At 72.5% G+C, this 21,236-nt stretch carries 15 protein-coding genes and 1 pseudogene; 6 read left to right on the plus strand and 10 right to left on the minus strand.

The window, feature by feature from the left end:
• Positions 1-48 precede the first annotated feature (48 nt).
• Positions 49-1,410 (plus strand): carboxylate--amine ligase, encoded by a 1,362-nt coding sequence (locus QC283_RS01585; protein WP_279559465.1) that lies wholly within the window; start codon positions 49-51, stop codon positions 1,408-1,410.
• A 90-nt stretch (positions 1,411-1,500) separates the two neighbouring features.
• Here the strand turns inward: QC283_RS01585 and QC283_RS01590 are convergent, their stop codons facing one another.
• From QC283_RS01590 to QC283_RS01620, 7 genes are all read right to left on the minus strand, one after another.
• On the minus strand, positions 1,501-2,316 hold the full coding sequence (locus QC283_RS01590) for a chaplin (RefSeq protein ID WP_279559466.1): 816 nt from the start codon (positions 2,314-2,316) through the stop codon (positions 1,501-1,503).
• Positions 2,317-2,458: 142 nt separating this feature from the next.
• On the minus strand, positions 2,459-2,686 hold the full coding sequence (locus tag QC283_RS01595; protein WP_279559467.1) for a chaplin: 228 nt from the start codon (positions 2,684-2,686) through the stop codon (positions 2,459-2,461).
• Positions 2,687-2,915: 229 nt separating this feature from the next.
• Positions 2,916-4,841 carry an AMP-dependent synthetase/ligase gene (locus tag QC283_RS01600; RefSeq protein ID WP_279559468.1) on the minus strand — a complete coding sequence of 642 codons (1,926 nt, stop codon included), beginning with the start codon at positions 4,839-4,841 and terminating at the stop codon, positions 2,916-2,918.
• Positions 4,842-4,959: 118 nt separating this feature from the next.
• The gene (locus QC283_RS01605; RefSeq protein ID WP_279559469.1) at positions 4,960-6,624 is read right to left on the minus strand and encodes a vWA domain-containing protein; all 1,665 of its coding nucleotides are present in this window, start codon (positions 6,622-6,624) and stop codon (positions 4,960-4,962) included.
• 252 nt (positions 6,625-6,876) lie between these two features.
• Positions 6,877-7,758: an ABC transporter permease gene (locus tag QC283_RS01610; protein WP_279559470.1), complete on the minus strand. Its 882-nt coding sequence runs from the start codon at positions 7,756-7,758 to the stop codon at positions 6,877-6,879.
• A complete protein-coding gene (locus tag QC283_RS01615) occupies positions 7,755-10,406 on the minus strand; it encodes a CocE/NonD family hydrolase (protein ID WP_279559471.1) in 2,652 nt (883 codons plus the stop codon). The genes QC283_RS01610 and QC283_RS01615 overlap by 4 nt, the downstream gene beginning before the upstream one ends.
• Positions 10,407-10,519: 113 nt before the next feature.
• On the minus strand, positions 10,520-12,061 hold the full coding sequence (locus tag QC283_RS01620) for an APC family permease (protein ID WP_279559472.1): 1,542 nt from the start codon (positions 12,059-12,061) through the stop codon (positions 10,520-10,522).
• Positions 12,062-12,406: 345 nt separating this feature from the next.
• On the opposite strand from QC283_RS01620, the gene QC283_RS01625 reads away from it, so the two are divergent.
• Positions 12,407-13,264 (plus strand): hypothetical protein, encoded by an 858-nt coding sequence (locus QC283_RS01625; RefSeq protein ID WP_279559473.1) that lies wholly within the window; start codon positions 12,407-12,409, stop codon positions 13,262-13,264.
• A 55-nt stretch (positions 13,265-13,319) separates the two neighbouring features.
• Here QC283_RS01625 and mmsA read toward each other — a convergent pair whose 3' ends face one another.
• Positions 13,320-14,822: a CoA-acylating methylmalonate-semialdehyde dehydrogenase gene (gene mmsA, locus QC283_RS01630; RefSeq protein WP_279559474.1), complete on the minus strand. Its 1,503-nt coding sequence runs from the start codon at positions 14,820-14,822 to the stop codon at positions 13,320-13,322.
• A gap of 194 nt (positions 14,823-15,016) precedes the next feature.
• Positions 15,017-15,128, minus strand: a pseudogene (locus tag QC283_RS01635) (5-deoxy-glucuronate isomerase); the annotation flags it as partial.
• 479 nt (positions 15,129-15,607) lie between these two features.
• Here QC283_RS01635 and QC283_RS01640 point away from each other — a divergent pair.
• The 4 genes from QC283_RS01640 (at position 15,608) to QC283_RS01655 (ending at position 19,171) form a co-directional block, all read left to right on the plus strand.
• The gene (locus QC283_RS01640; RefSeq protein WP_279559475.1) at positions 15,608-15,799 is read left to right on the plus strand and encodes a helix-turn-helix transcriptional regulator; all 192 of its coding nucleotides are present in this window, start codon (positions 15,608-15,610) and stop codon (positions 15,797-15,799) included.
• Between the two features lie 87 nt (positions 15,800-15,886).
• Positions 15,887-16,480, plus strand: coding sequence for a GNAT family N-acetyltransferase (locus QC283_RS01645; protein ID WP_279559476.1), 594 nt, complete (start codon positions 15,887-15,889; stop codon positions 16,478-16,480).
• Between the two features lie 78 nt (positions 16,481-16,558).
• Positions 16,559-16,798, plus strand: a complete 240-nt coding sequence (locus QC283_RS01650) for a heavy-metal-associated domain-containing protein (protein ID WP_279559477.1) — start codon at positions 16,559-16,561, stop codon at positions 16,796-16,798.
• 78 nt (positions 16,799-16,876) lie between these two features.
• The gene (locus tag QC283_RS01655) at positions 16,877-19,171 is read left to right on the plus strand and encodes a heavy metal translocating P-type ATPase (RefSeq protein ID WP_279559478.1); all 2,295 of its coding nucleotides are present in this window, start codon (positions 16,877-16,879) and stop codon (positions 19,169-19,171) included.
• 615 nt (positions 19,172-19,786) lie between these two features.
• Here the strand turns inward: QC283_RS01655 and QC283_RS01660 are convergent.
• Complete coding sequence (locus QC283_RS01660) at positions 19,787-21,076, minus strand: citrate synthase (protein ID WP_279559479.1); 1,290 nt, start codon at positions 21,074-21,076, stop codon at positions 19,787-19,789.
• Positions 21,077-21,236 lie beyond the last annotated feature (160 nt).

Consider the following 21,236-nt stretch of genomic DNA (forward strand, 5'->3'; position numbering starts at 1 on the left):
CTGATCGCCCGCTCCGGTGACCTGAATCCCATTGGAAGAGAGAATCCCGTGTCGCTGTTCGACACCCGAGTCCCCGCCGTACTGCTGCGGATCGACCGGAATCCCTTTCACCACGGAACGCTGGGTGCCGTGCGTTCGCTCGGCCGCGCGGGAACGGACGTGCACGTGGTCGCCGACTGCGCGCACAGCCCGGTCCGCTTCTCCCGGTACGTCAGCCGGCTGCACACTCCCCCGCCGCCCGGCGCGTCGCCCGCCGACATCACGGTGGTCCTGCGCCGCGTCGCCGCGCGGATCGCACGCCCCGCCGTACTGATCCCCATGGACGACGCGAGCGCGGTCGCGGTGGGGCGGACGCGCGGGGAGCTGGCCCCCTTGTTCCTGCTGCCCGACCTGCCGTTCGGACTGCCCGAGCGCGTGGCCGACAAGGCGGAACTGGCCGGCGTGTGCGCGTCCCTGGACATCCCGCACCCCGAGACCCTGGTCCCGGACGGTCCGGCCGAGGCCGCCCGCGCCGCCCGGCGGCTGGGACTGCCGGTGGTGGCCAAGTGGAGCCGGCCCTGGCTGGTGCCCCCGGGCAGCGGACTGCGCAGCACCGTGCTGGTGCACTCCGCGCAGGACGCCGGGGAACTGTACCGGCGGGCCGAGGAGGCCGGCAGCCGGCTGCTGCTCCAGGCGTTCCTGCCGCCGGGGCCGGACCGCGACTGGTTCTTCCACGGATACGCCGACCGCTCGGGCACGGTCCGGGCGGGCGGCGCCGGTCGTAAGACGCGCGCCAGGCCGCGTGGCGCCGGTCTGACGGCGGCCGGCCGCTGGACACCGAACCCTCCGGTGCGGGCGCTCGCCGAGCGGATCGCCGAAGAGCTGGGCTACCGGGGCATCTTCGACCTCGACTTCCGTCGCTGCGGTACGACGGGCCGCTATCACCTGCTCGACTTCAACCCGCGTCCCGGCGCCCAGTTCCGGCTCTTCACCGACACCGCCGGGCTGGACGTCGTACGCGCCCTGCACCTGGACCTGACCGACCGGCCGCTGCCGGAGGGGGCGCCGCGGCCGGGGCGGATGTTCGTGGTGGAGAACTACGCGCCGCTGAGCGCCCTGCGTCCGGCCCCCGGCGGGCGCGAGCTGGCCTGGCACGCCTCGGACGACCGGGCTCCCGGCCGCGCCCTGTGGACCCTGTGGGGGCGGCATGTGGCCAACCGGCTGCTGCACCGCCTGCGGTGCCTGTGGCGCTCGCACGGCCCGCACGGCACACGCGGCCCGCACCGCCTGCGGCGGAGGACCGACCGGCCGGACTCCGGGGGACCGGCCCGCGCCCGCGTGGTCCGCCAGGCGACCGCTCCCGCCACGGACCGTGCCGACCGCTCCGGCCGTGCCGACCGCCCGGACGACGAGAGGGCGGGCAGCCACTGACCGGCGCCCCGCCCGGATGTACCGGGCACGCCGACGCCCCCGGCAGACCGCAAGAGGTCGGCCGGGGGCGCTGGGGGCGGCGAGGGCGCGTCAGCGGCGGGAGGCGGCCCGGCCTCGGCGGTACAGGATCAGGCCTCCGGCGAGCAGCGCGGTGCCGGCGGCCGCGGCACCCACCGTGACCTCGTCGCCGGTCTCCGCCAGGACGGGCGGCTGCTCGGCGTCCGGGGTCGGCGGGGTCCACTCCTCGTCGGCGGGCGGCGAGTGCTTGTCCTCGTCGTCGGGCGGCGGGGGCTTCTCCTCCTCGGCGGGCGGGGGCTTCTCCTCCTCGGCGGGCGGCGGCTTCTCCTCGTCGTCGCCGTAGCCGCCCGGCGTGTTCTCCGTCTCGCAGTCGTTGCCGTAGGCGGGGTTGAGCGCGCCGACCACGTCGACGCTGTTGCCGCAGACGTTCACCGGCACGTCGACCGGCACCTGGACGTTGTTGCCGGAGGCGACGCCGGGTGAGCCCACGGCTTCACCGCTGGCGTAGGCACCGGACGGGTCCTCGGCGTCGTCGCCGTATCCCCCGCCGTAGCCGCCGTCCTCGTCCGAGCCGTAGCCCGAGCCGTCGTCGTGGGACTCGTCGTGGGACTTGTCGTGGGACTTGGATCCCTCGGCCTGCTCCTCCGACTGGTTCGCGCACTCGTTGCCGGCGGCCGGGTTGAGCGCGCCGACCACGTTGGCGCTGTTGCCGCAGACGTTCACCGGCACGTGGACGGGGGCCTGAACGGTGTTGCCGGACGCGACGCCCGGCGAGTTCTTGGCGACCGCGTCCGCGTACGAGTCGGCAAGGGCGGGGCTGCCGCACAGGGTAAGGATGCCCGTCGCGGCGGCAGCCGCGACCATCCCCCTGTTCAAGGTCTGTCGCACTCTGGTTGTCTTCCTACTAGAAGAGATGACTGAAGGATGGGCTGCACGACGACTGCGCAGAAGGAGGAAAAGCCGACCCCGGACCAACCGAGTTGGCCAGGGCCGGCGGTGACGCAGCCGGTCGGCTGGTGCGAGTACGACCTCAGTCGTTCACGCACTTGTTGTCGGCCGCCTCGTTCAGCAGACCCACGACGTTGATGCTGTTGCCGCACACGTTGACGGGAATGTGTACGGGGACCTGGACCACGTTGCCGGACAGGACTCCCGGGGAGCCGATCGCGGCGGCCTCGGCACCCGAGTCGGCGAAGGCCGGGGTGGCCATGCCGAGGGCCATGAACGCGCTCGCGACGACAGCAGCGCTCTTCCTCATGAACTTTCCCTTCCTTGCGGCCATGCCTGAATGACGGCAGAAACCGCGCGAGCACAGTCTTGACGGCTCGCACCATGACCTGCAGCCTTCCAACGAGGAATAGACCACCGGAGAAACGACGAAACGCCGAACTCCGGCGAATTCACTCGAATGCCTCATGGTGCGATGTGACCGCGCCTGTCACCCTGTCGGGGCCGTACGGCGCGCCCCGGTCGACGGCCCGCCCCGGTCAGCGGCCCGGCGCGTACAGCGCCTCGATCTCGTCCGCGTACGCCGCCACCGCCGCGTGCCGCTTCACCTTGAGCGACGGGGTCAGCAGCCCGTTCTCCTCGGTGAACTCGCCCTCCACCAGCCGGAAGGCGCGGATCGACTCGGCCCGTGAGACGGCCGCGTTGGCGTGGTCGACGGCCTTCTGGACGTCGGCGCGCATCCGCTCGTCCCGTACGACCTCGGACATCGGGGTGCCGGCGGGCAGCCCCCGGACCGACAGCCAGTGGGCGACGGCGTCCGGGTCGAGGGTGATCAGGGCGGCGACGAAGGGGCGGTTGTCGCCGACGACGAGGCACTGGGCGACGGGCGGGCGGCTGCGCAGGCGGTCCTCCAGGACGGCCGGGGAGACGTTCTTGCCGCCGGAGGTGACCAGGAGGTCCTTCTTGCGGCCGGTGATGGTGAGGTAGCCGTCGGCGTCGAGGGAGCCGAGGTCGCCGGTGGCGAACCAGCCGTCGGTGAGGGCCGCGTCGGTGGCCTCCGGGTTGTTCCGGTAGGCCCCGAAGACGATCCCGCCCTTGACGAGCACCTCGCCGTCGTCGGCGATGCGCACGGCGGTGCCGGGGACCGGGGTGCCGACGGTGCCGGGGCGGGGCCCCAGAGGCGGCACGATGGTGGCGGCGGCGGTGGTCTCGGTCAGGCCGTAGCCCTCGTAGACCATGATTCCGGCGGCGTAGAAGAACAGGTTGAGGTCGCTCCCGAGCGGGGAGCCGCCGCTGATGGCGTAGCGCATCCGGCCGCCGAGCTCGTCCCGGACCCGGCGGTAGACCAGCAGGTCGTACAGGGCCCAGCCGGCCCACAGGACGGGTCCGGGGCCCCTGCCGCGGCCGAGGAACCGCTCCAGGTGCGCGGCGCCGAAGCGGACGGCGAGGCGGTGGGCCCGCTCGAAGGAGGCGCCGCGGCCGATCTTCTCGGCGGTCGCCCGGCCCGTGTCGTGGATCTTCTCGAAGAGGTAGGGGACGCCGACCAGGAAGGTCGGGCGGAACGTCTTCAGCGCCGGGCGGAGTTCGTCCGGCTTGATGCTCGGGAAGTGGCCGATCTCGATGCGGGCCAGCAGGCAGGCGATCTGGATCGTGCGGCCGAGGATGTGGGCGAGCGGGAGGAAGAGGAGGGTCGAGGCGGCCTGGCCGGTGGCCTCCTTGAAGATCGGGTGCAGCAGCTCGACCGTGTTGGCGGCCTCGGCGTGCAGGTTGGCGTGGGTGAGGACGCAGCCCTTGGGGCGTCCGGTGGTGCCGGAGGTGTAGCAGAGCGTCGCGACCGTGTCGGGGGTGAGGGCGGTGCGGCGCTTGGTGACCTCCTCGTCGCTCACGCCCAGGCCGAGGGCGGTGAGGTCGGTGAGCGCGCCGTCGTCGAGTTCCCAGGCGCGCGGTCGCTCGGGGTGGCCGGCGGTGCCCGCCAGGACGGTGGCGGTGTCGGCGGCGGTCTCGGTGACGACGTGGCGGGCGCCTGAGTCGCGGACGATCCACTCGACCTGGTCGGCGGAGGAGGTGGCGTAGACGGGGACGGTCTGGCCGCCGGCCGCCCAGATCGCGAAGTCCAGGACCGTCCACTCGTAGCGGGTGCGGGACATGACGGCGACCCGTCCGCCGGGTTCCAGCCCGGCGGAGATCAGGCCCTTCGCCACGGCGGTCACCTCACGGGCGAACTCCGCGGCCGTGACGGGCTGCCAAACCCCTTTCACCTCGCGGCGCAGGACCACCGCGTCGGGGGCCTCGGCCGCGTTGGTGAACGGGATGTCGGCGGTGCTGCCCGTGGTGGGGCGGGGTGCGAGGGGCGCGGTGCGGGCCTCGCGGACGGCGCCGTGCTCGTCCTCGACGGTCTCGGTCCTCGCCCGGGAGGCCAGGTCGCCGCGCTTCCTCGCCCGTTTCAGTTCCTTGCGTACGCCCATGACGGCTCCCGGTCGCGGATCGGAGTGACGTTCTGTCGCGTGCGTCGACGTTTACTTACTCTTGAGTAAACTTACTTGAGAGTAGGCACAGGTCAATGGTCCGCCCGCGATACGGCGCTCAGGTCAGCCGGTTCGCCGTGCCGATCGCCTCGGCCAGCCCCCGTACGTCCTCGTCCTTCGTCCGGCCGGCCAGGGCGTCGGCGCGCTCGGCGAGTTCACCGAGGCCGGGCGCCCCCGGCAGGGAGCCGTAGCGGCCCTGGTCGCCGTAGCGGCCCTGGTCGCCGTAGCGGCCCTGGTCGCCGTAGTCGCCGTGGCCTTCGTGGGCGTCACCGGTCGAGGAGCGCAGCGCGTCGGCGAAGTAGGCGGCGGTCGCCGTGACGCGCAGGCCGTGGTCCGCGTCCCAGACGGAGTCGCCGAGGGCGTCGGTCTCCACGTCGCCGGACTCCTCGTGCGGGGCCCGGGTGCGGGGGTCGAGCCAGCGGACGGTGGCCGTGGCGAGGTGGCCGTCGGCGCCGGGCCGGACGCGGACGGCGTACAGGGCGGTGACGGTGTGGCCGGGGCCGACCTCGCCGCCGTCGACGCGGTCGTCGCGGAAGTCGTCGTCGGCGACCCGGCGGTTGTCGTAGCCGACGAGGCGGAACTCGGCGACCGTCTCCGGATCGAAGGCGACCTGCGCCTTGGCGTCGCGGGCGGTCAGCTCGATGTGGCGCGGGAGCTGCTCGCAGAAGACCTCGCGGGCGTCCTCGGTGGTCGACACGTACGTGGTGTGGCCGTCGCCCTTGTCGGCGAGGCGTTCCATCAGGGCGTCGCCGTAGTCGCTGCCGACGCCGACGCCGAAGAGGGTGACGCCGTGCTCGCGACGGGCGTCCGCGACGCGTTCGAGGATGGCGTCCGCGTCGGTGTCGCCGGTGTTGGCGAGGGCGTCGGAGACGAGGACGACGCGGTTGGTGGCGCCTTCGCGGCGGCCCTCGACGGCGGTGGCGTAGCCGGTCTCGACGCCCGCGCCGAGGTTGGTCGACTCGGCCGGCTCCAGGCTGTCGATCGCGTCGTGGACGCGGCCGCGGCCGCGGCCCTCGCCGAGCCGGGTCATGGGCAGCACGGTCTCGGCCTCGTCGCTGAAGGTGACGAGCGCGACCGAGTCGTCGTCACGGAGCTCGTCGGTCATCGTGCCGAGGGACTCCCTGGCGAGGTCGAGCCGGCCGGGTTCGTCCATGGACCCGGAGACGTCGATGACGAACGTCAGGGCGGCGGGCGGGCGTTCGTCCTCCTGATCGGCACCCCGCGTGGCCAGGCCGACGCGGACCAGCGACCAGTCGTCCTCGTCGGTGCGGGCGCCGTCCACGGTCACCGTGAAGCCGTCGCCGTCGGGGCGGTCGTAGTCCTGGCGGAAGCTGTTGACGAACTCCTCGGGCCGGACCGTCGAGGGGTCGGGCAGCCGGCCGTCGGAGAGGGTGCGGCGGGCGTAGCCGTAGGAGGCGGTGTCGACGTCGAGGGCGAAGGTGGAGAGGTGGTCGGGGGCGGGGGCGACATCGCGGGAGTCCCCGGTCTCCCCCGGCTCCCTCGTCCCACCGGTGCTCGTGCCGCCGTCGTAGCGCTGTTCGCCCTGGCCGCGGGGGCGGCCGGGCGCCGGGAGCGGGGCCGAGCCGCCCCGGGAGTCGGACGCGGCGTCCTTCGCCCCGTGGTCCGCGACGCCCCCGCTGTCGCAGCCGGTGAGCAGCAGGCCGCCCGCCGCCGTGAGCGCGAGCAGCACGCCGACCGGCCTTCGTGTCCGGTACCGCTTCATCTTCCGTGCCCCCTGGTTCCGTTGACGCCGGTGTACGTGACTGTGACGGCGCGGTGGGGCGGAACGTGCGGCACGGGGCGTCACGGGTGCGTCTCGAAGTGGGCACGGCGACGGGCCGCCGAGACCGGTGGGTGACCCTCCGGTGACCTGGCCGAAGTCCCGGGGGCCCGGAGGCCGGGGCCCCGAGGGCCCGGGATCCCGAGGGCCCGGGGCCCCAGGTCTCAAGCCCCCGGCCCCAGGCCTCAGGGCTGCCTAGGACACCACGTCCTTGCGGGCGAACCCCCGGAAGGCCAGGGCGAACAGCACCAGCGCGTACGTCACCGACAGCGACGTGCCCTGGATCAGGCGGGTCCAGTCCAGCTCGGGGCGGACGGTGTCGAGCCAGGCGTACTGCCAGTGCGCGGGCAGGAAGTCGCGCCAGTCGCCGAGGGCGGTCACCTCGTCCAGGACGTTGCCGATGATGGTCAGGCCGACCGCGCCGCCGACCGCGCCGAGCGGGGCGTCCGTCTTGGTGGAGATCCAGAACGCCAGGGCGGCGGTGACCAGTTGCGAGACGAAGACGTACGCCACCGTGATGGCCAGGCGCTCGGCCGCGACGCCGCCGGACAGGCTGCCGCCGGTGGGCAGTTCCAGCGGCCCCCAGCCGTAGGCGACCGTGCCGACGGCGAGCGCGACCAGCGGCAGCAGGACGATCGCGGCGAGGCTGAGGGCGAGGGCGACGACCAGCTTGGACCAGAGCAGGCGCGCGCGGGGCACCGGCGCCGCGAGCAGATAGCGCAGGGACGACCAGCTCGCCTCCGAGGCGACCGTGTCCCCGAAGAACAGGGCGACGGGCACGACGAGGAGGAACCCCGCGGAGGCGAAGAGGTTCACCGCGGCGAAGTTCGCCCCCGACGCGGTGGCCGAGTCCATCAGGCTGACCTGGTTGCCCGCACCGTCCGGCTCGCCGCCGATCCGGAAGGCGACGAGCAGCACGAACGGCAGGGCGAACAGGATGCCGCCCATGACGAGCGTGCGCCGCCGCTTCAACTGCCGGACCAGCTCGACCCGGACGGGCAGCGTACGGCCCGCGCGGTAGCCCTCGGCGACCTCGTGGGAGCCGGCGGGCGCGGCGCGTTCGGCCAACTTGCTCATGCCGGCTCTCCGATCAGGGTGAGGAAGGCGTCCTCGAGGCGCCGGTGGGGGCCCACCGACTCCACGGGCACGTCCAGGCGTACGAGTTCGGCGATCAGGTCCCTGGCCGTTCCCCCGGCGTCGAGCCGGACCAGCAGGCCTGTGTCGGTGGCGGTCGCCGAGGCGACGCCCGGCAGGGCGGCGACCTTCTCGACGAGCGGCGCGTCCACGGGCTCGGGGGTGCCCACCAGCAGGGTGTCGCCGGAGCCGACGATCTCGCCGACCGGGCCGGCCTGCACCAGTCGGCCGTGGTCCATGACCACCAGGTGGGTACAGGTCTGCTCGACCTCGGCCAGCAGGTGGCTGGAGACGATCACCGTGCGGCCGGCCGCCGCGTACCGGATCATCACCTCGCGCATCTCGCGGATCTGCGGCGGGTCCAGGCCGTTGGTCGGCTCGTCCAGGATCAGCAGGTCGGGCAGGCCCAGCATGGCCTGGGCGATGGCGAGGCGCTGGCGCATGCCCTGGGAGTAGGTGCGCACCGCGCGGGCGAGCGCCTCACCGAGGCCGGCGATCTCCAGGGCCTCGTCGAGGTGGGCGTCCCCGGGCGGGCGGCCGGTGGCCCGCCAGTACAGCTCCAGGTTCTCGCGGCCGGACAGGTGCGGCAGGAAGCCCGCGCCCTCGACGAAGGCGCCGACCCGGGAGAGCACCGGGGCGCCGGGCGCGATGGCGTGGCCGAAGACGCGGATCTCGCCGCCGTCGGGTGTGATCAGGCCCATCAGCATGCGCAGGGTCGTGGTCTTGCCCGCGCCGTTCGGCCCGAGCAGGCCCAGGACCTGGCCCTGCTCCACCCTCAAGGACAGGTCCCGGACGGCGTAGCGGTCGGTGGACCTGGCGTACCGCTTGGTCAGGTCCGTGATCTGGAGCGGTACGCCGGCCAGCGCCGGGTCGGGGGGCGGCGCGGTGGTGCGGCGGCGGGCGGTCAGCAGCAGGGCCGCGGCCACCGCCGCTCCCGCGAGGGGTGCCCACCAGACCCAGGCGGGCAGTCCGGCCGTCGGGCCGGTGTCGCCGAGGGCCGTCGGCACCCGCAGGTCGCCCTTGAGGGAGACGGTGTACGTGGCGGGGGCGGCCGGGGAGGCGTAGCCGAGGTCGGTGGAGGACAGGACCAGGCGCAGCCGGTGGCCGCGCTCCACCTCGTGGTCGATGGCCGGAAGGGTGATCTTCACGTCCTTGCCGCCGCTCCCGATGTCCGCGACCCGGACGGGCGTGACGAGTTGGGAGGGGAGGACCGGCTGGGTGCCGCCGGGGCCGACGTCGTACACCTTGGCGAAGAGCACGGCGTCGTCCTCGGTGGACTTCACGTGGACGGTCGCGGTCGGTGAGCCGGTGACGCGGAGGTCCTCCCGGACGGGTGCCGACTCGAAGGCGGCGTGCTGGCCGGGGAATTCGAGGGAGACGCCGATGCCGAGCGAGGAGAGCTGGGAGAGTCCGCCCGAGCCGCCGATACCGGGCAGCGCGGAGACGGCGGGCGGACTGGCGCCGGCCGGGTTGTCGAAGCTCTGCTCGCGTCCGCGCAGTTCGATGGCGCGCGGCTCGCTCTCCAGGCCGGGGTAGGAGTCGGCGCCGACGCCCTCCAGGCGGGGCTCGCCGTCGCCGCTTCCGGTGCCGAGGGTGCGGCTGACGCGGAAGTCGGGGCCGGTGCCGGCCGATTCGTCGTCCTTCAGGTAGCGGTCGAACCACGCCCCGACGCGGGCCTGGGTCCGGTCCGTCTCGAGGTCACCGCCGTCATGGCCGCCCGCGATCCAGTCGACGGCCACCGGGGCGCCGTTGGCTCGGATCGCCCGCGCGGCCCGGTCGGCGTGGTCGAGCGGGAAGAGGGAGTCGGTCTGGCCCTGCGTCAGCAGTGTGGGGACGGAGATACGGTCGCCGACGGCCTGCGGGCTGCGCCGGCCGAGGAGTTCCGCGGCCTCGGCGTCCGGCTTCCCGGACTCGGCGACCCGCTGGTACATGCGGCAGAGTTGGTCCTCGAACCGCTCGCAGCCGCCGCCCAGGTTGACGAAGATGCCGGCCCACAGCTTCTTGAGGACGCCGTTCGGGAAGAGGGCGTCCGAGAGGTTCCAGTACGTGATGGCGGGGGCGATCGCGTCGACCCGCTGGTCGTGCCCGGCGGCCAGCAGCGCGACCGCGCCGCCGTAGGAGGCGCCGGCCATGCCCACGCGCGGGTCGCCCTTCTCGTCCAGCCGGATCTCGGGCCGCTCCGCCAGCCAGTCGATCAGCCGGGACACGTCGGCGACCTCGCCGTCCGGGGCGTTCAGCCCGATCTTCCCCGTGGACTTGCCGAAGCCGCGCGCCGACCAGGTCAGCACCGCGTACCCGTCCCGGGCGAGGTCCTCGGCCTGCTCCCGTACGTCGGCCTTGCTGCCGCCGAAGCCGTGCGCGAGCAGGACGGCCGGGCGGCGGTCGCCGGAACCCGCCGTGAAGTAGGAGGTGTCCAGGCGCACCCCGTCACCCACGGCCATGATCCGGTCGGCGCGGTGCACCGGGGGCGGGTCGTCGCCGGCGACGGCCGTCCATGTCCCGGCGCCGGCGAGTACGACGACGGCCGCGGCGGAGAGTATCCGCCGCGGCCCCCGAAGCAGTCCTCGCGCGCGGGGCAGTCGAAGATCCATGCGTCAACGGTACGGGCCGCCGCCGACAGCGGGGGCAGCCCCGGGGCTGAACCTCCGCCCCTCCCACGGAAGTACGGCGCCGTCGCCGCGTACCACGGGCGCGGTAGGGCGGGTCACGGCCGGGCGGGCGCCTGGGCGTCGCCCTTCCGGGCGTCCTCCGGGGCGTCCTGGGCGTCCTGGGCGTCCTCCGGTACGGTCACCAGCCAGCGCGTGTCACGGCGGGGGCGCAGGTACAGGGCCCAGTACAGGGTGGCGAACGCGGTGATGCCGCCGGTCCACAGCAGGTGGCTCGTCTCCTGCCGGGTCAGGATGTAGGCGAGGACCGCGATCAGCAGGACCGGCACCGCGGGCCACAGGGGCATGCGCCACGCGTGCGCGTGCCGGTGGGAACCGCGCCGGGCGAGCAGGGCGGCGACCGCGACGAGCAGGTACATGCCGGTGACGGAGACTCCCGTGACGCCGTACAGGGTGTCCAGGTCGACGAAGCACAGCACCGCGCCGGGCACGCCCACGGCGAGGGTGGCGACCCAGGGGGAGCCGAACCGGCCGAGCCTGGCGAAGAGGCCGTTCACCGGGGCGGGCCAGGCCTTGTCGCGGGCGGAGGCGAACAGGACGCGCGAGTTCTGGATGACCATGACGATGCCGGCGTTGACGATGGCGAGGGCCACGCAGAGGCTGACGAAGGTACCGACGGCGGAGTTGGACCAGGCGGTGACCATGGCGCCGATGTCGCCGCCGGTCAGCTCCGCGAGGTCAAAGGCGCCCAGGGTGATGGCGACGACCGGGACCAGGATGATCACGGTGGAGATGCCGAGGGTGGCGAGGACCGTACGGGCGACGTTGCGGCGCGGGTTCTCCAGCTCCTCGGAGAGGTAGACGGCGGTGGAGAAGCCCTGGGTGATGAACAGGGCGATGGCGAGCCCGGAGACGACCAGCATGGCCGTCACGGGGTCCGTGCCGCCGTCCGTACCGGTCACCTCCATGGAGGCGAGGCTGCCGGGGCCGCGCTCGGCGTGGGCGAAGCCCAGCACGGCGACGACGGCCGCGGCGATGACCTCCAGGACCAGGAAGACGCCGGTGATCCAGGCGTTGGCGCGCAGGTCGAGCAGGCCCGCGAGGGTGGCGAGCAGCATGACGCCGGCGCCCGCCAGGGACGGGTCGAGGCGCACGACCGGGGCGAGGTAGTCGGCGGTGCCCATCGCGATCACCGGCGGCACGATCATGACGACCAGCAGGGACAGCACGAAGACCAGCCAGCCCGCGAGCCGCCCGGCCATCGTCGACACCATGGCGTACTCGCCGCCCGCGCTGGGGACGAGGGTGCCCAGCTCCGAGTAGCAGAACGCCACGGCGACACAGAGCAGGGAGCCGATGGCGATGGTCAGGGCGGTGGCGGTGCCGAGCGAGCCGAACAGGTCGGGGACGACCACGAACAGCGTGGAGGCGGGGGTCACGCACGAGAGCGTCAGGAGAGTGCCGCCGACTACCCCGATGGAACGCTTGAGCGTCCGGGACTCCGGAAGCCCCGGGTGGTCCGGAGCACCCGGGCGGACGAGGTGGTCCGGAGCACCCGGGCGGACGGGGTGGTCCGGATCGACCGGGTGGTCCGGGGGCGCCGCTGCGGCGGTCTCGGTGGGGCGGAGCGTGTCGGTCATGGAGCGGTTCCGATCGACTCGTGCGGCGTGGTTCGAACGGGAGCGCTATCGCCTCCGGCGGCTTGGTCGTACGTGGTTCTCGTCTGCTCCCGACGCCAGATGGAATACCGACGAAAACCAGCGCGTCAATGGGTGTTTACCTACGGAATCCGTTGGCATATCGCGGCACGACTTGCGGAAACCGCATCAGGTTCCGTCCGGCAGAGCCTCTTTGAGGCGTACGGGAACCGTAGGGAGCGGGGCAAAAAAAGTGCCGGCTTTCCGGTGTCCGGACGCTGTCGGTGGGGCCCGATAGAGTCCGGGACACAGGCGAATCAGAGGAACACGGCGACGGGGTGGGGACTCATGAAGCTGAAGTACACCGCGGCCTGGGTGGGGCTGACGGCGGCGGCGATGGTCGCGGCGACGGCGTGCGGTTCGGGCGGGGCCGAGAAGGCGGCCGGGACGACCGACCAGGCCGTGGACAAGACGGACATGATCACGGCGGCCCTCACCCGGGCCACCGACCGGACCGAGGAGCTGGGCTCCGCCGAGGTCAGGACGACGACCACGCTGGACGCGACCGGCGGCAAGCCGGTCTCCATGGACGGCACGTACTCCTGGGGGGACGGCGCGGCCATGGACGTCGAGATGGACACCGCCGCCGCGCGGATGAGCACCGTCCAGGACGACCCGACGACGCGGGTCATCATGGTCGACGGCGCCTACTACTACGACGTCGATCCCCAGCCGAGCGGCCCGATCGCGGGCAAGGAATGGATGCGCGTCGACGTCGCCGCCGTGGTGGGCGACGCGGGCGCCGACAACATGGCGGCCAACGCCGACCCCACCGCGACGCTGCGCTACATGACGGCCTCCACGGAGGTGGAGGACCTTGGCGAGGACACCGTCCTCGGCAAGAGGACCACCCACTACCGGGGCAGCGTCGGCGCGGAGCACATCGAGAAGTCCGATTTCACCGCGGCCGAGAAGAAGGCCGCCATCGCCGCCCTGGAGGCGAGCGGCGGGAAGCTGACCTGCGACATCTGGGTCGACGGCAAGGACCTGCCGGTGCGGATCTCGCAGACCGGCGCCGGAATGACCGTGAACATGGACTTCGTGAAGTTCGGAGCCACCGAGGAGATCACTGCTCCGCCCGCCGACCAGACCGGCGACCTCTCCGACCAGGTCAGACAAGAGCGGGACACGGCGATCGGCCAGTGACCCGCCGGCGCCCCGGTCCGCCGCGCGCTCGGCGGGCCGGGGCGTCGGGGCCGCCTCAGTGGTTGCGCGGGAAGCCCAGGTCCACGCCCGCCGGGGCGTCGGCCGGGTCCGGCCAGCGGGTGGTGACGACCTTGCCGCGGGTGTAGAAGTGCGTGCCGTCGTTGCCGTAGATGTGGTGGTCGCCGAAGAGCGAGTCCTTCCAGCCGCCGAAGGAGTGGTAGCCGACGGGGACCGGGATCGGCACGTTCACGCCGACCATGCCTGCCTCGATCTCCAGTTGGAAGCGGCGGGCCGCGCCGCCGTCCCGGGTGAAGATCGCGGTGCCGTTGCCGAAGGGTGAGGCGTTGATGAGCGCCACGCCCTCCTCGTACGTCTCGGCGCGCAGCACGCACAGGACCGGGCCGAAGATCTCGTCCTGGTAGGCCTTGGCCGTGGTCGGCACCCGGTCCAGCAGGGAGATGCCGATCCAGTGGCCGTCCTCGTGGCCGTCGACCGTGTGGCCGGTGCCGTCCAGGACGACCTGGCAGCCCTCGGCCGCCGCGCCCTCGACGTAGGACGCCACCTTGTCGCGGTGCGCCTTGGTGATCAGCGGGCCCATCTCGGAGGACGGGTCGTCGCCGGGGCCGATCTTGATCTTCTCGGCGCGCTCGCGGATCTTCTCCACCAGCTCGTCGCCGACGGCGCCGACCGCGACGACCGCGGAGATCGCCATGCAGCGCTCGCCGGCCGAGCCGTAGGCCGCGCTGACGGCCGCGTCGGCCGCCGCGTCGAGGTCGGCGTCGGGCAGCACCAGCATGTGGTTCTTGGCGCCGCCGAGCGCCTGGACGCGCTTGCCGTTCGCGGAGGCGGTGGTGTGGATGTAGCGGGCGATCGGGGTGGAGCCGACGAAGGAGACCGCCTTGACGTCCGGGTGCTCCAGGAGGCGGTCGACGGCCACCTTGTCACCGTGTACGACGTTGAAGACGCCGTCCGGCAGTCCGGCCTCGGAGAGCAGCTCGGCGACCTTCACGGCGGCCGACGGGTCCTTCTCGCTCGGCTTGAGCACGAAGGTGTTGCCGCAGGCGATGGCGATCGGGAACATCCACAACGGCACCATCGCCGGGAAGTTGAACGGCGTGATCCCGGCGACCACGCCGAGCGGCTGCCGGATCGAGGCCACGTCCACGCGGGTGGCGACCTCGGTGGACAGCTCGCCCTTGAGCTGCACGTTGATGCCGCAGGCCAGGTCGACGATCTCCAGGCCGCGCGCGACCTCGCCGAGCGCGTCGGAGTGCACCTTGCCGTGCTCGGCGGTGATCAGTTCGGCGACCTCGTCGCGGTGCGCGTCCAGCAGCGCCCGGAACCTGAAGAGGATGGAGGTGCGCTGCGCCAGCGAGGACTGACCCCAGGTCAGGTACGCCTCCTTGGCGGCGGCGACCGCGGCGTCCACCTCGCCGACGGAGGCGAAGGCGACCTTCGTGGTGACCGCGCCGGTGGCCGGGTTCGTCACCGGCCCGTACGTTCCCGAGGCGCCTTCGGCGGTCTTGCCGCCGATCCAGTGGTTGACGATGTTCGTCATGACCGAGAACTCCTTCACAGATGGCGGCGACGGGTCGAGACGTGCCGTGGGGGCCTGCTCACCGGCCGCGACCGGCGACGTTCGGGTCGCGGCCTCGGCCATGGCTCCATCCCAGCAGCCGGGCGCCGCGGGCGGGCCCGACACTGTGTATGCGGTTTGGGCGTCCGCGTAGACACGTGGGCGAGTGTGGGCGGGCCCGCGCCCCGGCGGGACGCGGGAACCTCCGGCGCGGAGCCGGTGCGAGCGGGGAGTCGGCGCTCGTGCTTCGCTCCTGCCAGGGCGAAGTGGCCTTCCCGCGCCGGAGGCGTCTCATGGGGGAACCACCGGCGACGGCGGGAGCGGACTGCGGCTCCCCGGCGATCAGGTCGTGCGCCATCGCGTTCCCCTTCGTGCCCGCCCTCACGGGCCCGCCTTCGCGGGTCCGCCATTGCGTCTCCCCCGGTTTCTAGCCCCGCGCGTGCGGCCTGTCAACGTTTTGTCCGGACATTCGGATGACGTGGTGGGTGACGTCGTCCGGGTGGCGCCACACCCCGGCACCCGGCGCACCGCCTCACGTCGGCCGCTCACGTCGGCTGCTCACGTCGGCCGCTCATGTCACAAAAGCAACCGTTCCGTCACACATGTCACGCGCAGGCGAGCCTTCCGTCACATCCCGGAACGGCCCCTGACCGTCCCTCACCGCACGTCGTTCATCCGGCAAGGCTTGGTGATCGCCAGCGCAGCGTCCGGCTCCCCCCGGCGGCCGCCCCCGGCCGCCACCGCGGTGCGCGCAGGGAGGTGCAACCGTGACCGACCGAAGGCTCTGGTCCTACCAGGACATCGCGGCCCACATCCGGGTACGACCGGACACCGTGCGGTCGTACCGCAAGCACGGGCTCCTGCCCCCGCCCGACCACGTGGAGGGCGGAAAGCCCTACTGGTACGCGGACACGGTCCGGACCTGGGTCGCGTCCCGCCCCCGCAACCGGAACCGGTAGGACGACCGCCGCCCCACCGCGCGACGGCCGGGCGGCGGTCGGAAAACCGTTTAGTATCCCGCGGCCGCGTGGGGCACAGTGCCGCACATGGACTTCTCCGTGAAACCCGTCCTGACCGGCGACAGGACCGTACTGCGACCGTTCACCGAGGCCGACGCCGACCGCATGTGGGAGATCATCAACGACTCCGAGGTCCAGCGCTTCACCGGTTCGCCGACGCATGAGCTCACCCCGGAGGTGCTGCGCGACTGGTACGGCTCCCGAAGCGCGCGGCCCGACCGTCTCGACCTCGCCGTCACCGACCCCGCCGACGGCGAACTCCTCGGTGAGGTCGTGCTCAACGAGTGGGTGCCCGAGGAGCGTTCCTGCACCTTCCGCACCCTGATAGGCGCGCGGGGACGCGGCCGGGGCGTCGGCACCGAGGCGACCCGGCTGATCGTCGGCTACGGCTTCGAGGAACTCGGCCTGCACCGGATCGGGCTGGAGGCCTACGGCTACAACCACCGAGCCCTGCGCGTCTACGAGAAGGTCGGGTTCGTGACGGAGGGAGTGCGGCGTGAGGTGGAGTGGCGGGACGGCGCGTGGGTGGACGAGGTGCTGATGGCCGTCCTCGACCACGAGTGGGCCGTCCACCGCGGGCACCCCCGGACCGGCGGGCTGACGCACTCCCATACCCCCTAGGGGTACAGTGGACGGTACGTGGTCCACGCTGGACCACGGGTACCCCCGCCCACGCACGCCCCGACGAGGAGTAACGACATGACCACCCAGACCGACACCCAGGGCTCCGTCACCACCGTCTACAAGGTGAGCGGAATGAGCTGCGGACACTGCGAGGGCGCCGTCTCCGGCGAGATCTCCGAGATCGCGGGCGTCGGCTCGGTCCAGGCCGTCGCCTCCACCGGCGAGGTCACCGTCGTCTCCGAGTCGCCCCTCGACGACGCGGCGGTGCGCGCGGCCGTGGACGAGGCGGGCTTCGAGCTCGTCGGCAGGGCCTGAGCCGCAGCGCCCCAGCAGCACCCACGCCTTGCCGGCCGGGCCGCGCGCGGTCCGGCCGGCCCGTCTGGAGCCCGGACCATGACCAGCACCACCCCCACGGCCGCCGAGCCGGACCTCGCCCGGGTCGAGCTGCTCATCGGCGGGATGACCTGCGCCTCCTGCGCGGCCCGCGTCGAGAAGAAGCTCAACCGCATGGACGGCGTCACCGCCACGGTGAACTACGCCACGGAGAAGGCCCGGATCACCCACCCGCCGACCACCGAGGTCGCCGACCTGATCGCCACGGTCGTCAGGACGGGATACACCGCCGAGGAGCCCGCGCCGCCGCCGGAGCCCACCGACGAGACACCGTCCCCGGAGGGCGGCGGTGGGGCGGACACCGACGACCCCGAGCTGTCCGCCCTGCGCGAGCGCCTCGTCGTCTCCGTCCTCCTCGCCGCGCCCGTCGTGCTGCTCGCGATGGTCCCGGCGCTCCAGTTCGACAACTGGCAGTGGCTCTCACTCACCCTGGCGGCGCCCGTCGTCGTCTGGGGCGGGCTGCCCTTCCACCGCGCCGCCTGGACGAACGTCCGGCACGGTGCGGCCACCATGGACACCCTGGTCTCGCTGGGCACCCTCGCGGCGTTCGGCTGGTCGCTGTGGGCGCTGTTCTTCGGGGACGCGGGCATGCCGGGCATGCGGCACGGCTTCGACCTCACCGTCTCGCGCGCGGACGGCGCCTCCATGATCTATCTGGAGGCCGCCGCCGGGGTCACCGCCTTCCTCCTCCTCGGCCGCTGGCTGGAGGCCCGTTCCAAGCGTCGCGCCGGCGCCGCGCTGCGGGCGCTGATGGAGCTGGGCGCCAAGGACGTCGCGGTGCTGCGGGACGGGCGCGAGGTGCGGATACCGGTGGCCCGGCTGGCGGTGGGCGACCGGTTCGTCGTACGGCCCGGCGAGAAGGTCGCCACCGACGGGACGGTGGTCGAGGGTGCCTCGGCCGTGGACGCCTCGCTGCTGACGGGCGAGTCGGTGCCGGTGGACGTCGGCGTCGGGGACGCGGTCACCGGCGCCACGGTCAACGCCGGGGGCCGGCTGGTCGTCGAGGCCACCCGGATCGGCGCCGACACGCAGCTGGCCCGGATGGCGAGGCTGGTCGAGGACGCGCAGGGCGGCAAGGCCGAGGTGCAGCGGCTCGCCGACCGGGTCTCCGGAATCTTCGTGCCCGTGGTGCTGCTGATCGCGGTCGCCACCTTCGCCGGGTGGCTGGGCGCCACGGGTGACACGGTCGCCGCCTTCACCGCCGCCGTCGCCGTACTGATCATCGCCTGCCCGTGCGCGCTGGGTCTGGCCACGCCGACGGCGCTGATGGTGGGCACGGGCCGGGGCGCCCAGCTCGGCATCCTCATCAAGGGCCCCGAGGTACTGGAGTCCACGCGACGCGTCGACACGGTCGTCCTGGACAAGACCGGCACCGTCACCACGGGCCGCATGACCCTGCACGAGGTGTACGCCGCCGACGGCACCGACGAGGAGGAGCTGCTGCGGCTCGCGGGCGCCGTCGAGCACGCCTCCGAGCACCCCGTGGCCCGCGCGATCGCGGCCGGCGCCGAGATGGGGGTCCCCCCGCTCGAGCGAAGCCGAGAGTGGGGGAGGGTCGGCCCCCTGCCCGGCGTCGAGGGCTTCACGAACCTCCCCGGGCGGGGCGTACGCGGGCGCGTGGAGGGCCGTGAGGTGGCCGTGGGGCGCCTCTACGACGCTCTGCCGCCCGAGGTGTCCCGCGCCAGGGACGAGGCCGAGAGGGACGGTCGTACGGCCGTCGTCGTCGGATGGGACGGCGAGGCGCGCGGGATCGTCTCCGTGGCGGACGCGGTCAGGGGGACCAGCGCCGAGGCGGTGGCCGAACTGCGCCGGCTGGGCCTGCGCCCCGTGCTGCTGACCGGCGACAACCGGCGCGTCGCCGAGTCGGTCGCGCGGGCCGTCGGCATCGACGAGGTGATCGCCGAGGTGCTGCCCGAGGACAAGGTCGCCGCGGTTGAGCGGCTGCGGGCCGAGGGCCGCACGGTCGCCATGGTCGGGGACGGCGTCAACGACGCCGCCGCGCTCGCCACCGCCGACCTGGGCCTGGCGATGGGCACGGGGACGGACGCGGCGATCGAGGCGGGCGACCTGACGCTGGTGCGCGGGGACCTGCGGGTGGCCGCGGACGCGATCCGGCTCTCCCGGCGCACCCTCTCCACGATCAAGGGCAACCTCGTGTGGGCCTTCGGCTACAACGTGGCCGCGCTGCCGCTGGCCGCCGCCGGGATGCTGAACCCGATGATCGCGGGGGCGGCGATGGCCTTCTCCTCGGTGTTCGTCGTCTCCAACAGCCTCCGGCTGCGGGCCTTTCGCTGAAACGCGCGTTCCACGCAGGTAGAGGGGGAGTGCCTCTGGAGTCCGGCACCCGCCTCACATAAGCTCTTCACAAGGCTCGCGCATCTTCCTTACGCTTGGGTCCCGTTCGGCGTATCGGGGCTCTTGCGCATCTAACGGACATATGCAAGAGACGCAGATCACAGTGATGTGAACGTAACCATCCAAGGGGTTCGACGGTCTAAGTTGGCGATGTCAGGCAGCGTCTTGGGGGGCGCCACCTGGCATCTGGGAGTGTCTTGGGGGACTTTCCCAGAGCTGCGTTGCCGGGACACGTACACCGGGAAGCTTTGAGCGGCCCTCCCGGGCGTGCGCTGTCCCGGCAGACCGCACGAACAGCACGACAGGCACTACTGGCACGACAGATGTACAGCGATTCAGGCGCTGTCCTCACAGACGCCCGGCCGGATCCCGTGGGGGGAATCCGCACCGGGACATGGGAAGGCGCCCTGGTTCGTCGGCCCGTGGGGGGACCGGCGCCAGGGCGCCTTCTGCTGTCTCGCACCGGTGCGGATGTCTCGTACCGGCACGGAAGAGTCCCGTGCCGCTCGGGGCGGCACGGGACTCCTCGGATGCGCTGCGGGGGTGCCTGGCGGCTCAGCGCTCCTCGACGGGAACGAAGTCGCGCTCGACGACACCCGTGTAGATCTGGCGCGGGCGGCCGATGCGGGAGCCCGGCTCCTTGATCATCTCGTGCCACTGGGCGATCCAGCCCGGCAGCCGGCCCAGCGCGAACAGGACCGTGAACATCTCGGTCGGGAAGCCCATGGCCCGGTAGATCAGGCCGGTGTAGAAGTCGACATTCGGGTAGAGGCTGCGCGAGACGAAGTAGTCGTCGGAGAGCGCGTGCTCCTCCAGCTTCAGCGCGATGTCCAGCAGCTCGTCGGACTTGCCGAGCGCGGAGAGGACGTCGTGCGCGGCGGCCTTGATGATCTTGGCGCGCGGGTCGAAGTTCTTGTAGACCCGGTGGCCGAAGCCCATCAGGCGGACGCCGTCCTCCTTGTTCTTCACCTTGCGGATGAAGGAGTCGACGTCGCCGCCGGCGTCGCGGATGCCTTCCAGCATCTCCAGCACCGACTGGTTGGCGCCGCCGTGCAGCGGACCCCAGAGCGCGTTGATGCCGGCGGAGATCGAGGCGAACATGTTCGCCTGCGAGGAGCCGACCAGGCGGACCGTGGAGGTCGAGCAGTTCTGCTCGTGGTCCGCGTGCAGGATCAGCAGCTTGTCCAGCGCGGCGACGACCGTCGGGTCGAGCTCGTACTCCTGCGCCGGCACCGAGAACGTCATGCGCAGGAAGTTCTCGACGTAGCCGAGGTCGTTGCGCGGGTAGACGAACGGGTGACCGATCGACTTCTTGTACGCGTAGGCCGCGATCGTCGGAAGCTTCGCGAGCAGCCGGATCGTGGAGAGGTTGCGCTGACGCTCGTCGAACGGGTTGTGGCTGTCCTGGTAGAACGTCGACAGCGCTGAGACGACCGACGACAGCATGGCCATCGGGTGGGCGTCGCGCGGGAAGCCCTTGTAGAAGTTCTTGACGTCCTCGTGCAGCAGGGTGTGCTGCGTGATCTCGTTCTTGAACGCGGCGAGCTCGTCGACGGTCGGCAGCTCGCCGTTGATCAGCAGGTAGGCGACCTCCACGAACGAGGAGCGCTCGGCCAGCTGCTCGATCGGGTAGCCGCGGTACCGGAGGATGCCCGCCTCGCCGTCCAGGTACGTGACGGCGGATTTGTAGGCGGCGGTGTTGCCGTAACCGCTGTCCAGCGTCACCAGACCGGTCTGGGCGCGGAGCTTCCCGATGTCGAAGCCCTTGTCGCCGACGGTGCTGTCGATCACCGGGTAGGTGTACTCGTCATCGCCGTACCGCAGTACTACTGAGTTGTCGCTCACGTCTTCCCTCACCACCGACGTAGTGCCTCATCTTCGAGGTGCCCTGACTGTCTCTACCATCCCCCACTTGGCTCAGGAGAGTGCACTCGGGGTCGACCATCGGGCCTATTGGCGGCACTCAGTGCCGCCAACTTGCTCATCCTGCCCCCTCTTCCGCCCT

The sequence above is a fragment of the Streptomyces sp. DH41 genome (assembly GCF_029813785.1).
GTDB lineage: Bacteria > Actinomycetota > Actinomycetes > Streptomycetales > Streptomycetaceae > Streptomyces.

Bases quoted from the DNA above. Each gene is read 5' to 3' on its own strand.
- QC283_RS01595 (WP_279559467.1), bottom strand. From the start codon at position 2,686: ATGAGGAAGAGCGCTGCTGTCGTCGCGAGCGCGTTCATGGCCCTCGGC.
- QC283_RS01600 (WP_279559468.1), bottom strand. From the start codon at position 4,841: ATGGGCGTACGCAAGGAACTGAAACGGGCGAGGAAGCGCGGCGACCTG.
- QC283_RS01605 (WP_279559469.1), bottom strand. From the start codon at position 6,624: ATGAAGCGGTACCGGACACGAAGGCCGGTCGGCGTGCTGCTCGCGCTC.
- QC283_RS01610 (WP_279559470.1), bottom strand. From the start codon at position 7,758: ATGAGCAAGTTGGCCGAACGCGCCGCGCCCGCCGGCTCCCACGAGGTC.
- QC283_RS01615 (WP_279559471.1), bottom strand. From the start codon at position 10,406: ATGGATCTTCGACTGCCCCGCGCGCGAGGACTGCTTCGGGGGCCGCGG.
- QC283_RS01620 (WP_279559472.1), bottom strand. From the start codon at position 12,061: ATGACCGACACGCTCCGCCCCACCGAGACCGCCGCAGCGGCGCCCCCG.
- QC283_RS01625 (WP_279559473.1), top strand. From the start codon at position 12,407: ATGAAGCTGAAGTACACCGCGGCCTGGGTGGGGCTGACGGCGGCGGCG.
- mmsA (WP_279559474.1), bottom strand. From the start codon at position 14,822: ATGACGAACATCGTCAACCACTGGATCGGCGGCAAGACCGCCGAAGGC.
- QC283_RS01645 (WP_279559476.1), top strand. From the start codon at position 15,887: ATGGACTTCTCCGTGAAACCCGTCCTGACCGGCGACAGGACCGTACTG.
- QC283_RS01650 (WP_279559477.1), top strand. From the start codon at position 16,559: ATGACCACCCAGACCGACACCCAGGGCTCCGTCACCACCGTCTACAAG.
- QC283_RS01655 (WP_279559478.1), top strand. From the start codon at position 16,877: ATGACCAGCACCACCCCCACGGCCGCCGAGCCGGACCTCGCCCGGGTC.